13 protein-coding genes are annotated in these 13,728 nt (G+C 66.9%); 8 read left to right on the top strand and 5 right to left on the bottom strand.

Translation table 11 applies throughout. The annotated features are described in order from the left end of the window. Positions 1-50: 50 nt before the first annotated feature. Positions 51-494 (bottom strand): NUDIX domain-containing protein, encoded by a 444-nt coding sequence (locus tag BMX16_RS08805; protein ID WP_089901881.1) that lies wholly within the window; start codon positions 492-494, stop codon positions 51-53. 77 nt (positions 495-571) lie between these two features. On the opposite strand from BMX16_RS08805, the gene hslO reads away from it, so the two are divergent. The 7 genes from hslO to BMX16_RS08770 all read left to right on the top strand — a co-directional run bounded on the left by hslO (position 572) and on the right by BMX16_RS08770 (position 8,817). Beyond that, positions 572-1,579 (top strand): Hsp33 family molecular chaperone HslO, encoded by a 1,008-nt coding sequence (gene hslO, locus BMX16_RS08800; protein WP_089901877.1) that lies wholly within the window; start codon positions 572-574, stop codon positions 1,577-1,579. Next, the gene (locus BMX16_RS08795) at positions 1,569-2,162 is read left to right on the top strand and encodes a CoA pyrophosphatase (RefSeq protein ID WP_089901874.1); all 594 of its coding nucleotides are present in this window, start codon (positions 1,569-1,571) and stop codon (positions 2,160-2,162) included. Before hslO ends, BMX16_RS08795 begins: the two co-directional genes overlap by 11 nt. Beyond that, positions 2,159-3,292, top strand: coding sequence for a CCA tRNA nucleotidyltransferase (locus tag BMX16_RS08790; protein ID WP_089901871.1), 1,134 nt, complete (start codon positions 2,159-2,161; stop codon positions 3,290-3,292). Before BMX16_RS08795 ends, BMX16_RS08790 begins: the two co-directional genes overlap by 4 nt. Before the next feature lie 60 nt (positions 3,293-3,352). Next, complete coding sequence (locus tag BMX16_RS08785) at positions 3,353-5,185, top strand: ABC transporter ATP-binding protein (protein WP_089901869.1); 1,833 nt, start codon at positions 3,353-3,355, stop codon at positions 5,183-5,185. Next, positions 5,182-7,011 (top strand): ABC transporter ATP-binding protein, encoded by a 1,830-nt coding sequence (locus BMX16_RS08780; RefSeq protein ID WP_089901866.1) that lies wholly within the window; start codon positions 5,182-5,184, stop codon positions 7,009-7,011. The genes BMX16_RS08785 and BMX16_RS08780 overlap by 4 nt, the downstream gene beginning before the upstream one ends. Before the next feature lie 2 nt (positions 7,012-7,013). Next, positions 7,014-8,210, top strand: a complete 1,197-nt coding sequence (locus BMX16_RS08775; protein WP_177174618.1) for a class I SAM-dependent RNA methyltransferase — start codon at positions 7,014-7,016, stop codon at positions 8,208-8,210. Positions 8,211-8,316: 106 nt separating this feature from the next. Further along, positions 8,317-8,817, top strand: a complete 501-nt coding sequence (locus BMX16_RS08770; RefSeq protein ID WP_089902065.1) for a L,D-transpeptidase family protein — start codon at positions 8,317-8,319, stop codon at positions 8,815-8,817. Between the two features lie 7 nt (positions 8,818-8,824). Here BMX16_RS08770 and dalA read toward each other — a convergent pair whose 3' ends face one another. The 4 genes from dalA to BMX16_RS08750 form a co-directional block, all read right to left on the bottom strand. Further along, positions 8,825-9,391 (bottom strand): divisome-associated lipoprotein DalA, encoded by a 567-nt coding sequence (dalA, locus tag BMX16_RS08765; protein WP_089901860.1) that lies wholly within the window; start codon positions 9,389-9,391, stop codon positions 8,825-8,827. A gap of 321 nt (positions 9,392-9,712) precedes the next feature. After that, a complete protein-coding gene (locus BMX16_RS08760) occupies positions 9,713-10,879 on the bottom strand; it encodes an MFS transporter (protein WP_089901857.1) in 1,167 nt (388 codons plus the stop codon). A 151-nt stretch (positions 10,880-11,030) separates the two neighbouring features. Next, on the bottom strand, positions 11,031-12,113 hold the full coding sequence (hemH, locus tag BMX16_RS08755; RefSeq protein ID WP_089901854.1) for a ferrochelatase: 1,083 nt from the start codon (positions 12,111-12,113) through the stop codon (positions 11,031-11,033). A 51-nt stretch (positions 12,114-12,164) separates the two neighbouring features. Continuing rightward, complete coding sequence (locus tag BMX16_RS08750; RefSeq protein ID WP_245731439.1) at positions 12,165-13,019, bottom strand: methyltransferase domain-containing protein; 855 nt, start codon at positions 13,017-13,019, stop codon at positions 12,165-12,167. Between BMX16_RS08750 and BMX16_RS08745 the strand changes: the two genes are divergently transcribed. Next, positions 13,000-13,719: a ComF family protein gene (locus BMX16_RS08745; RefSeq protein ID WP_089901851.1), complete on the top strand. Its 720-nt coding sequence runs from the start codon at positions 13,000-13,002 to the stop codon at positions 13,717-13,719. The genes BMX16_RS08750 and BMX16_RS08745 overlap by 20 nt on opposite strands. Positions 13,720-13,728: the final 9 nt, after the last annotated feature.

Here is a 13,728-nt window from a genome sequence, read left to right as displayed (position 1 = left end):
CGATACAGGCAACGGGTCGATGGGGCAAGGTTCGGTGGGTGTCGCCGTCGTCAGACCCGCGACAGCCATGCGCGCAGGAACGCGGCATCCCCGTCGTTCGCCAGCACGTCCAGCGCAACCCCAGGGTCGACCCACAGCGCGGTATGGTTCGGCTCTGTCGGGGCCGCCAGCCGCCGCACGGGGTGGGCGACATAGACGTGGCACAGCTTTTCTGCGTGGCGCTTGTATTCGGGCATCCACGTGAACCGCCGGAACGCGCCCAGACGGCGGGGGCGCGCGATGCTCCAGCCCGTCTCCTCGAACACTTCGCGGTGCAGGGCACGCAGGGGGTTCTCATGCGGGTCGATGCCGCCGCCGGGCAATTGCAGCTCGTCGTGCGGCTCGCCCTGCCACGTGACCAGCAGCGCGCCGTCGCGCGGCAGGATCGCATAGACGCCGGCCCGCAGGCGATAGCGCTGTCCTGTTTCGGGCGTGTCGCCATACCGTCGGATCATGGCTCTCCCCTTGGACCGCTGCTTGCCTGCGCCTATATCTCTGCGGTATGCCAAATCCGACCCTGTAAGGAAAGCCCATGACCCTCGGCTCTCGTATCGCCTGGGACGACACCGTCCTGCCGTTCCAGCTCGACGCCTCGGACATCCGGGGCCGCGTCGCCCGGCTGGACGGGGTGCTGGAGGATGTCCTGCGCCAGCACGACTATCCGCCCCTGATCGAAGGGCTGGTGGCCGAGATGTGTCTGCTGACCGCGCTGATCGGGCAGACCATGAAACTGCGGTGGAAACTGTCGCTGCAGGTGCGCGGATCGGGCGGCCCGGTGCGGCTGATCGCGACCGACTACTACGGCCCGACCGACGACGGCGAGCCTGCGCGGATGCGCGCCTATGCGTCCTATGACAAGGATACGATCGATGCCTCTGCCGATGCCTTTGCACAGATCGGCAAGGGTTATTTCGCCATCCTGATCGATCAGGGCGAAGGCACGATACCCTATCAGGGCATCACGCCGCTGGCGGGCGGATCGCTGTCGGCCTGTGCGGAGACGTATTTCGCGCAGTCCGAACAGATCCCGACGCGGTTTTCGCTGACCCACGGCCGCAGCACGCTGCGGGGCGAGGGCGAGCAGTGGCGCGCCGGTGGCGTCATGCTGCAGCACATGCCAAAGGCGTCGCCGCTGATGCCGCGTGATCTGGGCGGGTCCGGCGAAGACGGCCTGATGCAGGCCGCCGACATTCTGGATGCGGACGAGGGCGAAAACTGGCGGCGCGCCAACATCCTGCTGGATACCGTCGATGCGCTGGAGCTGATCGGCCCCACGGTGCAGCCCACCGACCTGCTGGTGCGCCTGTTCCACGAAGAACAGCCACGCGTCTATGACCCGCAGCCCGTCACCTTTGGCTGCACCTGTTCGGCAGACCGTGTGCGGCAAAGCCTGTCGATCTATTCGGCCAAGGACATCAAGACGATGATCACCGACGCCGGGATCGTCACGGCGGACTGCCAGTTCTGCGGCGCGCATTACGAATTCCAGCCCGACACACTGGGGTTCGAGGCGGAAGCGGCAGCTGGCGGTGGTCACTGACCTGCGCGACAGACTGACGGCGGCGCTGGCCCGGTCAGGCCAGCCGTCCACCGACTATGACCTGAACCGTGGGGTGCTGCGCCCCACGGGGCAGATGTTGCGGCCCGCGGCCGTGCTGGTGGCCGTCCGTCCCGACGTGCAGACCGTGATCCTGACGAAACGCAGTCCCACCCTGCGCCATCATCCCGGTCAGATCGCCTTTCCGGGCGGCAAGCAGGACGCGACAGACCTGACCTTGACCGACGCTGCCCTGCGCGAGGCGGAGGAGGAGGTGGGGTTGCCGCGCACGGCCGTCGATGTGCTGGGCCTGATGCCGGCGCACGAGACGGTGACGGGGTTCACGGTCGTGCCCGTCCTGAGCCTGATCCGCGGCGACTTTACCCCGCGCGCCGAGACGGGCGAGGTTAGCGAGGTGTTCGAGGTGCCCCTGTCCCACTTTGCCGATCCCGCGCGGTTCACCGTGCAGGGGCGGCGTTGGCAGGGGCAGATGCGGCATTACTATGCGGTCCCCTACGGCCCCTATTACATCTGGGGGGCCACGGCCCGCATCCTGCGCGCGCTGGCGGACAGGCTGACCCCATGAGGATCACGCCCGACTGGCTGACCGAACCGGGCGCGCAGGCGGTCTGTACCATGCTGACCGACGCGGGACATCAGGCGTGGTTCGTCGGCGGTTGCGTGCGCAACGCGCTGATCGGGGCGGGGGCGTCGGATATCGACATCGCCACGGATGCGGTGCCGCAGACAGTCTCCGATCTTGGGGTTGCAGCCGGTTTCAAGGTGGTGCCGACCGGCATCGACCACGGCACGGTGACCGTGGTGGTGGACGGCACACCGTTCGAGGTGACGACATTCCGCCGGGATGTCGACACGGACGGGCGGCACGCGACCGTCGCCTTTGCCACGACGGTGCACGAGGATGCCCGGCGTCGCGATTTCACGATGAACGCGCTTTATGTGGCACCCGATGGCACGCTCTGCGATCCGGTTGGCGGGGCGCCCGATGCGCTGGCGGGGCATGTGCGGTTCATCGGCGACGCGGATGCGCGCATCCGCGAGGATTACCTGCGCATCCTGCGCTTTTTCCGGTTCTTCGCGTGGTATGGCGATCCGGACCTTGGCATCGACGCGAACGGGCTGGCGGCCTGTGCAGGCAATCTCGACGGCATCGACCGGCTGTCCGCCGAACGCATCGGGCAGGAAATGCGCAAGCTGCTGGCGGCCGCCGACCCGGCGCCCGCCGTCGCCAGCATGGCCGCCTGCGGTGCCCTGTGGCGCGTGCTGCCCGGTGCCGCACCCGATGCCCTGGCCGTGCTGGTGCATCTGGAAGGGGAGGCGGGTCTGCCCCCCGATGCGATCCGTCGTCTGGCGGCCTTGGGTGGCGATCCCGCGCGCCTGCGCCTGTCCAACGCCGAAGCGGCGCGGCTGGAAATCCTGCGCGACACGCAGATCTCCGCGGGCGAAGCGGGCTATCGTCACGGCGAAACCATTGCCATCGACCGCATCGCCGTCATGGCCGCCAGCCTGTCGCAACCGATCGACCCCCGCGACATCGCCATGGCGCGGCGCGGCGCGGGGCAGGTCCTGCCGATCCGCGCCGCCGACCTGATGCCGGCCCTGCAAGGGCCCGCCCTGGGTGCCGCGCTGAAGGCCGCCGAGGTGCGCTGGATCGCGTCCGGTTTCACGCTGACCCGCGCCGATCTGCTGGGTTAGGGTTTCCCTTTGCCGGTCACGGGCCTACATCAGACCCCTGACAAGACAAAGGCCGTCCCCGTGTTTGGATACTTCGAACGCCTTGTCGATCCCTATACGCCGTATCAGGAGACCGACACACCGCCCGCGCGGCTGATGCCGTTCCTGTGGGATTACACCCACCCGTTCCACCGCGTCTTTGTGGTGACGGCGGTGCTGTCCACCATGGTCGCCTTCATCGAGGTGGCGCTGATCGGCTATCTAGGGCGCCTCGTCGATCTGCTGGACAAGTCGCCGGATGTGTTCTGGGCGGATCATGGGGTCGAGCTGATCGCGATGGCGGTGTTCTTTCTGACGCTGCGGCCCTTGATCCAGACGGCGCATACGGCGCTGCTGAACCAGACGATCAACCCGAACCTGACCGCGCTGGCGCGCTGGCGGGCGCACCGGCAGGTGATGCGCCAGTCCGTCGGCTGGTTCGAGAACGACTTTGCCGGGCGCATCGCCAACCGCGTGATGCAGACGCCGAACGCGGTCGCGTCCGTGATGAACCAGTTCTTCGAGGCAGTGGCCTTTGCGGCCGCATACCTGATCGGTGCCTTCGTGCTGCTGGCGGATGCGGACCTGCGGCTGGTGCTGCCGCTGCTGGCGTGGTTCATCCCCTATCTGTTCCTGCTGCGCTGGGTGATCCGCCGTATCCAGCCCGCGTCGGAGGCATCGTCGGACGCCCGCAGCGTCGTCACCGGGCGGATCGTGGACGGCTATACCAACGTGCATTCGGTCAAGATGTTCGCCCATGCGGATGCGGAACTCGCCTATGCCAAGGACGCCATCGAAGGGTCGCGCACGACGTTGATGCGTGAAATGCGCCTTTATACGATCATGGATCTGGCCTTGGTGTTCCTGAACGGCGTGCTGGTGGTGGGCGTCGTCGGCTGGGCGCTGTCGCTGTGGCTGAACGGGTTGGCGACGGTGGGTGTCGTAACTGCCGCTGCCGCCCTCGTGCTGCGGCTGAACGGCATGAGCGGCTGGATCATGTGGGCGGTCAGCCAGTTGTTCCAGGAATTGGGCGTCGTGTCGGAAGGGTTGCAGACCATCGGCCAGCCCGTGACGCTGACGGACGCAACCACCGCGGTGCCGCTGCGGGTGACGGCCGGACGGATCGACCTGCAGGGGTTGAGCCACCATTACGGCAAGGCCAAGGGTGGTCTGGACCGCATCGACCTGACGATCCCTGCGGGTCAGAGGGTCGGCCTCGTCGGTGCCTCCGGTGCCGGGAAATCCACGTTGGTGAAACTGTTGCTGCGGTTCTACGACGCCGAGACGGGCCAGATCCGCATCGACGGACAGGACGTGTCCGCCGTCACGCAGGACAGCCTGCGGCAGGCCATCGGCATGGTGCAGCAGGACTCGGCGTTGCTGCATCGGTCCGTGCGCGAAAACATCCTGTATGGTGCGCCCCACGCGACGGAGGCCGCGATGATCGCCGCTGCGCGCAAGGCGCAGGCGCATGATTTCATCGGGGCGCTGGAGGATACCGAGGGGCGGCGTGGCTACGATGCCCGCGTGGGCGAGCGGGGGGTGAAACTGTCGGGGGGGCAGCGGCAGCGCATCGCGCTGGCCCGTGTCATCCTGAAGGACGCGCCGATCCTGATGCTGGACGAGGCGACGAGTGCGCTCGATTCAGAGGTCGAGGCCGCGATCCAGGACACGCTGGAGACGATGATGGAGGGCAAGACCGTCATCGCCATCGCGCACCGCCTGTCCACCATTGCCCGGATGGACCGCATCGTGGTGATGGAGGATGGCCGCATCGTCGAGGATGGCAGTCATGACGACCTGCTGGCGCTGAACGGGCGCTATGCCCGGTTCTGGGCGCGGCAGTCGGGCGGATTTCTGGGGGACGACGCATGAAACTTGCCGACTGGATCAACCCCTTTGCCCGCGCGGACGGCCCACCGCCCGACACGCTGATGGCCTTTCTGCGCTGGGCGCTGCGTGGCAGTTTCGGTGCGATGAGCGCGGGCGCGGTCCTCAGCACCCTGTCCGGCGTGCTGGAGGTGTTGGCCGCGCTCTATCTCGGTCGCGTGATCGACACGGCAGTCGCTGGCACGCCGAGCGCTTTCTTTGGAGAGAACCTGTGGCTGCTGATCGGGGTGGGGCTGTTCTTTGTGGTCGCACGCCCGCTGGTGCTGGGCCTGTCGGGGCTGATGCAAAGCGTGGTGATCGCGCCTGCGGTCTATAACCTCGTGCTGTCGCGGCTGCATCGTCACACGCTGGGGCAGTCGGTGACGTTCTTCGACAACGATTTCGCCGGGCGGATCAGTCAGAAGCAGATGCAGGCGGCCCGTGCGACGACCGATCTGGGCGTGGATACGATCCAGACGGTCTTCTATGCGCTGGCCTCGGTCATCGGGTCGATCATCCTGCTGACCGGCATCGATGGCTGGTCCGCTTTCGCGCTGGCCGTGTGGATGGCCGCCTATGTCGGGCTGATCCGGATCTATATGCCGCGTATCCGCGAAACCTCGAAACTGCGGGCGGGCAGCCGTGCGATGGTGACGGGGCAGGTCGTGGACACGATCACCAACATCAAGACCGTGAAACTGTTCGCACACGCGGATCACGAGGATCGTGCCGCCACCGATGCGATGGAGAAGTTCCGCGAGGATTCACTGGGCTTCGGCTGGGTCAGTGCAGGGTTCCGGTTCTGGCTGATGACGCTGGCGGGCGTGCTGCCAGTGCTGCTTGTAGGCATCACGCTGGTGATGTGGCAGGCGGGGCAGGCCACGGCGGGCGACATCGCCGTGGCTGGCACCATCGGACTGCGGCTGGCGCAGATGACCGGCTGGGTCAGTTTCACGCTGATGGGCATGTATTCCAACGTGGGCGAGGTCGAGGATGCGATCCGCACCCTGTCCAAGGCGCATGCGCTGTCGGATGCGGACGACGCCGTCGATCTGGACCTGACCGCCGGGCGCATCAGGCTCGACGATGTGACCTTCACCTATGGCGGTGGCGAGGCGGGCTTGCACCACATCGCGCTGGACATCGCCGCGGGTGAAAAGCTGGGCATCGTCGGCGGGTCCGGGGCGGGGAAATCGACGCTCGTGGCGCTGCTGCTGCGGCTCTACGATCCAGAGGACGGTGCCGTCACCATCGATGGTCAGGACCTGCGCCACGTCCGTCAGGAAAGCCTGCGGCGCAAGATCGGGATGGTCACGCAGGAAACCGCGATGTTCAACCGGTCCGCCCGCGACAACATCCGCTATGGCGCCCCCGATGCGACCGAAGCGGACGTGCGCGCCGCCGCCGCACGGGCCGAGGCGGATGGATTCATCGCAAGCATCCGCGACCACACCGGGCGGCGCGGCTATGACGCGCATCTGGGCGAGCGTGGCGTGAAATTGTCGGGCGGGCAGCGCCAGCGCGTCGCCATCGCCCGCGCGATCCTCAAGGATGCGCCGATCCTGATCCTCGACGAGGCGACGAGTGCCCTCGATTCCGAGGTGGAGGCGAGCATCCAGACAGCCCTTGATGCAGTGATGGAGGGCAAGACCGTCATCGCCATCGCGCACCGCCTGTCCACCCTGCGCCAGATGGACCGTATCGTGGTCATGGACCGGGGCCGGATCGTGGAACAGGGCGACCATGATGCGCTGCTGGCGATGAACGGGCTTTACGCGCGCTACTGGAACAGGCAATCCGGCGGCTTCATCACCGTCGAGGATGCCGCGTGACACTGACGATCCAAGGGCTGACCCATCTGGGCGCTGGCCGTGCCAACGACGACACCCTGATCCCGCGCACCCTGCCGGGAGAGGTCGTGGCCCTGCGCGACGACGGCACGGCGCAGATCCTGACACCGTCCGCCGACCGCGTGGCACCGCCCTGCCGCCACTTTCGCACCTGCGGCGGCTGTGCGCTGCAACACGCCAGCGATCCGTTCGTGGCGGCGTGGAAGCAGACGGTGGTGGAACGCGCGTTGCATGCGCACGGGCTGGAACCGCCGTTCCGGCCGATCCACACCTCTCCGCCGCAGGCGCGCAGGCGGGCGAAATTCTCGGGTCGGCGCACGAAGAAGGGCGCGATGGTCGGCTTCCACGCCCGTGCGTCCGACGTGCTGGTGGCGGTCCCCGATTGTCAGCTGGTGACGCCCACCCTGCGTGCCGCCATCCCGATGCTGGAGGCGTTGACCGTCATCACCGCATCCCGCAAGGGCGAGGTGGCGCTGACCGTGACGGGGTCCCGCGCGGGCCTCGACGTGCTGGTGCAGACGGAACAGCGCCTGACCGATCCGTTGCGGATCGAGGTTGCGGCCTTTGCCCAGACGCACCGATTGGCGCGGCTGACTTGGGGCGACGAGACGGTGGTCACGATCAACCCGCCGGTTCAGGTCATGGGGCCTGCGACGGTCCTGCCGCCGCCCGGTGCGTTCCTGCAGGCGACGCAGGACGGCGAGGATGCCTTGCGCGCCGCCGTGATCGAGATCGTGGGCGATGCACCGCGTGTCGCCGACCTGTTCGCGGGGGCTGGCACCTTCAGCCTGCCGCTGGCCGTGGGGGCAGAGGTACTCGCCGTCGAAGGTGACGCCGCGATGATCGCCGCACTGGACAAGGGGTGGCGCGCCACACCGGGCTTGCGCCGCGTCACGGGTGTCGCCCGCGACCTGTTCCGTCGCCCGCTGGAACCGGATGAGCTCGCTCCGTTTTCCGCCGTCGTGCTGGACCCGCCGCGCGCTGGGGCAGCGGCGCAGGTGGCCACGTTGGCCGGCAGCCGGGTGGACAGGATCGCCATGGTGTCGTGCAATCCCGTGACGTTCGGGCGGGACGTGGCCGCACTCGTCGCGGGCGGCTACCGCGTCGACTGGGTGCAGGTGGTGGACCAGTTCCGCTGGTCGCCGCATGTCGAGATGGTCGCATCGCTCACGCGGGCGTGAAGCCGACCGGGCCAGCGATGCTTTGATCGTGCGGCAGGCTGGTGTATCGGTCTTTCAGGTCGGCAACAGACCGACAGCACAGACCGAGCGGGACGCAGCGATGACGATGAACAGACGTATGTTGGTGCTTGGCGCCATGGGTGCCGCGCTTGCAGCCTGCGGGCGACCCCAACCGACGAGATTCAAGCGCTACGACGGTCCCAAGGTGACACGGGTGCAGGTGTTCAAGGCGCGTCGCAAGCTCCAGATCTTCAGCGCAAACGTGATGCTGAAGGAATACGACATGGAACTGGGGTTCGCGCCGACCGGCCACAAGGCCGTCGAAGGCGACGGCAGGACGCCGGAGGGCGCCTATCGCATCGACCGCCGGAACCCGAACAGCAGCTTTCATTTGTCCATCGGCATCAGCTATCCGAATGCCAACGATATCGCGCGTGCCGCGGCGATGGGGCAGCGTCCCGGTGGCGACATCTTCATCCACGGCACGCCGGCCCGCCAGATGGGCAAGTCCGACTGGACCTATGGCTGCATCGCCGTCACCAATGACGAGATGGAAGACATCTACGCCATGGTGCCGGACGGCACGCCGATCTACATCTATCCGTGATCCGGGCCTATTGGCCCAGCGACGCGTTAGCGAACGGGGCGGGGGCGGCCATCGGCACGTTGTCAGTCCCCACGTTCATCACCCACCACAATTTGCCAGCAGGTTCCTGAAACCACGCCACGCCCAACCGGCGCGCAGAGGGGTCGAGGACGACGCGGCGGGTATCCGGCTGCTCCATCCACGCGGACAGGGTCTGTAACTCGGTCTCGTAGGATTCCGAGATCGCTTCGCCCAGCAAGCTGCCCTGAAACCCGACGCGGCGGGCGCGGTCCAGCGGCGAGGAGCCGTCGGAGCCGAACAGCCACGGACGGTTCTGCACCGACATGTCGCGGGCATGGGTTGCGGCGGCGGCGTTCAACTGCGGATCGAGTGCCACCGGCGGGACACCGGCGGCAGCGCGCAACGTGTTCACGCTGTCCAGCATGCGGAACTGGATGGCGTCGGTATCGCCTGCCTCGATGCGGTAGACCTGCGGCAACGGCAGACCGTCCGGGCCGATCTGGCCCTGCGGCGCGCGGCCACATGCCGTCAGGACGAGCGCCGTCATCGCGATGAGTATGGACTGTCGTAGCATGAAGGCACCCTTTGTGGCGATGCAGCCCTCTTAGCGGGATCGTCCCGGCAGTTCAAATGCCGGTTGCGCGAATTGCCGGATGGTTGCACAGGGGCAATCCGGTCAGAACGCGTTGCCGTTGCGTTGCAGAATTAGCGCAACGCGACACGATTTCGAGAGGGGGGCAGGCCAGCCATCTCGTCGCGGTGGCCCTGCCGGATGTATAGCACTGCTATCGCGGAGCTTCGAAACAGGCGTCAGCTTGCCAAAGGGTTCTGTTGATCTGAGGATAGTGGACGATCATCAGGAACGGGGGCGCCGGTGGCGTCCCCGTTCGCGATTCTAGCGGTCCCCGATGGGTTTCGAGCCCAGTGCGCCCGACAGCGCAAAGCTGAGCACCACCAGTGGCAGGCCGATCCCGAAGGTCCAGCGCAGCCCCGCATGTTCGGCCACGAAACCCAGCAGCGGCGGACCCAGCAGGAAGATCACGAAGGAAAACTGCGCCAGTGCGGCCACGTTCACGGCGGCGGCACGGTCGCTGCGCTGGGCTGCCGCACTCATCGCAAGCGGAAAGATCGCCGAAGTGCCCGCGCCGATCAGGGCGAAGCCCAGCAGCGCGATGGCAGGGCTCGGGGCGACGAACACCACGACGATCCCCAGCATGATCCCCACCTGCATGATCCGCGCGACGGTATCCGGAGCGTGGCGGTCCACGATGCGATCTGCGTTGTAGCGGGTGATCGCCTGCGTCAGCGCCGTCGTGGCGACCGCAAGTCCACCGAGGAACGGCGCCGCATCGAAAACCGAACTCATGTAGATCGCGGACCAGTCGATGCTGGCGCCTTCCAACAGCATCGCCGACAGCGACACGCCCACCAGCACCATGATGCCCATGGTCGGCCGCGCGATGGCCGGGGTGTCATCGGCGGTTTCGGTGCTGCGCTTTGGCCCCGGCTGAAAATCCGACAGCAACAGCCAGACCACAAGGATCGTCAGCGGCAGGATGCCCGCCAGATGGATCGCGGGCGGGACGCCCAGTTGCGCCATCACCGCGCCAAAGATGCCTGCCCCGAAGAAACCGAAGCTCCAGAAGGCATGGGCGCGGTTCATGATGCGGCGACCCAATGCGGCCTCGGTCCGGTCCGCCTCGACGTTCACGATGACCTCGATCGCGCCCATGGTCAGGCCCGCGGGGATCAGCAGGAAATACAGCGCGACCGGTCCCGTCGCGTTGACCGCGATGGCAAAGAACAGCGCCATGCAGGGCAGCAGGATGAACAGCGCGGTGCGGTGCCCGCCCAGCCGCGCGATGATCTGCGACGCGAGGGTGAGCGAGATCAGCGTGCCCGTCGACGTCCCGATCAGGGCGAGGCCCAGCGCCCCTTCCTGCACCCCCATCGCATCCTTGATCGCGGGCAGACGCGGAAAGAGGTTGCCCAGCGCAAAGGCATAGATGGCAAAGGCGGCGAAGACGCGCTGGTGCGGCGCAAGGCGGGACGAGATGGACATGACGCGCTTTCGATCTGTGAACGGGCGCATATGACCATGAGCCGGCTGCAAGGCCAATGCCCGTATCGCAGAACGATCGCCCCGGACGGGGCGAGCCTTCGGCGAGAGTACTTATCAAAAAGCGAGGGGGGGCGGCGTGCGGCGCGCCGGGTCAGGTCTTGAGCCAACCGGAGAGGTTGCGGTCGATGATGCCGCACAGCGCATCGATATGGGCTGCGTCGTCGTTCAGGCAGGGAATATAGGTGAAATGCTCTCCGCCCGCATGCTCGAAGGATTCCTTGATCTCTTCGTTGATCTCTTCCAGCGTTTCGATGCAGTCGGCGGAAAAGGCGGGGGCGCAGACGGCGATGCGTTTGATGCCTTCCTCTTGCGCCAGACGGGCGACTTCCTTGACCGTATAGGGTTTCAGCCATTCCTCTGGTCCGAAGCGGGACTGGAAGGTGGTCCGGATCTCTGTCTTGTCCCAGCCCAGACGCTCGCGCAGCAGGCGCGTCGTCTTCTGGCACTGGCAATGGTAGGGATCGCCTTCCCGCAGGTAGCGTTCGGGCACGCCGTGGTACGAGCAGACGAGGACCTGCGGACGTTCCGCCGCATTGGCATACGCGCGCTCGATCGATTGCGCGAGGGCGTCAATGTAGGCCGGATCCTCGAAATAGGGATCGACGACGCGGGCGGTGGGCTGCCACTTTTCCTTCATCAGCGCCTGAAAGAACTTGTCGTTGGCGGTCGCGGATGTGGCACCGGCGTAGTGGGGGTAAAGTGGGAAGAACAGGATCTTGGTGCAGCCGTCCTCGACCATCTCGCGCACCTTGGACGGTGTGGACGGGTTGCCGTAGCGCATGCAGAAATCCACGCGCACGTCGTCGCCATAGCGGGCCTGCATCTGCGCCTTGATCAATGCGGTCTGCTGTTTGGTGATCGTCAGAAGAGGCGATTCGTTCGCTTCTTCGTTCCAGATCGACTTGTAGTTCGCACCGGACGTGAAGGGGCGTTTCGACAGGATCACCAGTTGCAGCAGGGGCTGCCAGATCCAGGCGGAATAATCCACCACGCGCTTGTCCGACAGGAATTCCGACAGATAGCGACGCATCGACCAGTAATCATAGCCGTCCGGCGTGCCGAGGTTGGCCAGCAGAATGCCGACGCGGGCGGGTTTCACCGCCGGGTGGTCGGGGGCGGCGTGCACGGGGCAGGTCGCAGGGCGGTCCGTCGGCTTGTGGTCGAACATGTCCATCTTCTTTCCTGTCCCGTATTCTGGTGCGAGATAACGGGAAATGGTCTCAGGTCAATCGCCCTGCGGTCTAAGCGGAGTTTCCGCCGTTCCCAATGCGTCAGCCAGTCGCGCCGTGGCCGAACCGGGCCGCAAGGGCTGCGGCTGGCTGTCGGCGGGCGCCCAGCCGGTCAGGGTGATGACCTCGAACGTGGCGGTGATGCCGCCGTCGGGGTGGGCGAAGTGGGTGCCATAGAGGTCGGCGGCAACCGCCATGACCGCGCGGCGGGTGGCATGACGCTGGCGGGCTGCCAGTGCGTTCCCCTCTCCCATGGTGCGCAGGTCGTGCATCAGTGCGTGCGCGTCGCGGTAGCGGATGCGCAGCGTATCGCCATCTGCGACCGGCAGCGCGAGGCCCGCGCGGTACAGCAGGCCACCCAGATCGCGGATCTCGGCCATGGGCGCGACACGGGGCGACAGGCCGCCCGTCACCTGCGCCTCTGCCTGCGCGAGGCAGGCGCGTAATTCGTGCAGCGTCTGACCACCGAAGAGGGTGCCGATGAACAGGCCATCAGGCATCAGTGCATGGCGCGCCTGCACCAGCTGGCCCACCGGATCGTCGGCCCAGTGCAGCGACAGGTCGTGGATCACGAGGTCATGAACGCCGGGGCGGACATCGAGCACGTCAGTTGGCGGCATCGTGGCGGCATCCGGCAGGATCCGCGCCCAGATCGCAGGTGTGGGCGTCACGATCAGGGGCTGCGTGAACGTCCTGTTAACCTCTTGCAGTCTTTCCTGCACATCGGCGGCGACGCGGTCCCGCAGGAACGTGGTCGTGGCGCGGGCACGGTTGCGGGTCAGGGCGGTGGAATCTGTCAGGGTCTGCATGATCCCCAGATAGGAGCGGGCGATGAAGATGCAAAGCGTCATCCGGGCGATCTATCCCGCGCAATGCGTCGCCTGCGAGGCGCAGACGGCGGAGGAGCACGGATTGTGCGGATCCTGCTGGCGCGAGACGCAGTTCATCCACGGGTTGGCCTGCGACATCTGCGGCGCGCCGCTGATGGGGCATGGCACCGCGACGCTGGCCTGCGACGACTGCATGACGGTGCCGCGTCCATGGACGCAGGGGCGGTCGGCGCTGGTCTATGACGGGATCGGGCGGCAGATGGTGCTGAATCTGAAGCATGGCGACAGGACCGACCTTGCGGTGCCCGCCGCACGCTGGATGCTGCATGCGGGGCGGCAGATCGCGACGCCCGACATGGTGGTGGTCCCGGTGCCGCTGCACTGGTCGCGGCTGCTGTCGCGGCGCTACAACCAGGCGGCGCTGCTGTCGCGGCTGATCGCGCGGGGGCTGGGGGCCACCCATGTCCCCGACGCCCTGCGTCGTGTGGTGCGGTCGCCCAAGATGGAAGCGGTCGGGCGCGAGGCACGCTTTGCCGCGTTGCACGGTGCCATCGCACCGCATGCCCGGCGGACGCACCTGCTGCAGGGGCGGCCGGTGCTGCTGGTGGACGACGTCATGACATCGGGCGCAACCCTGACGGCGGCGGCGGACGCTGCGTTGGCGGCAGGTGCCGCCCGGGTCTGCGTTCTGACACTGGCGCGGGTGGTGCGCGACACCTAGATTGGGCGC

The organism is Loktanella fryxellensis (genome assembly GCF_900110065.1).
Taxonomy (GTDB): domain Bacteria; phylum Pseudomonadota; class Alphaproteobacteria; order Rhodobacterales; family Rhodobacteraceae; genus Loktanella; species Loktanella fryxellensis.
The sequence above is the reverse complement of the archived record's forward strand: the minus strand, read 5'-3'. Positions and strand labels throughout refer to the sequence as shown.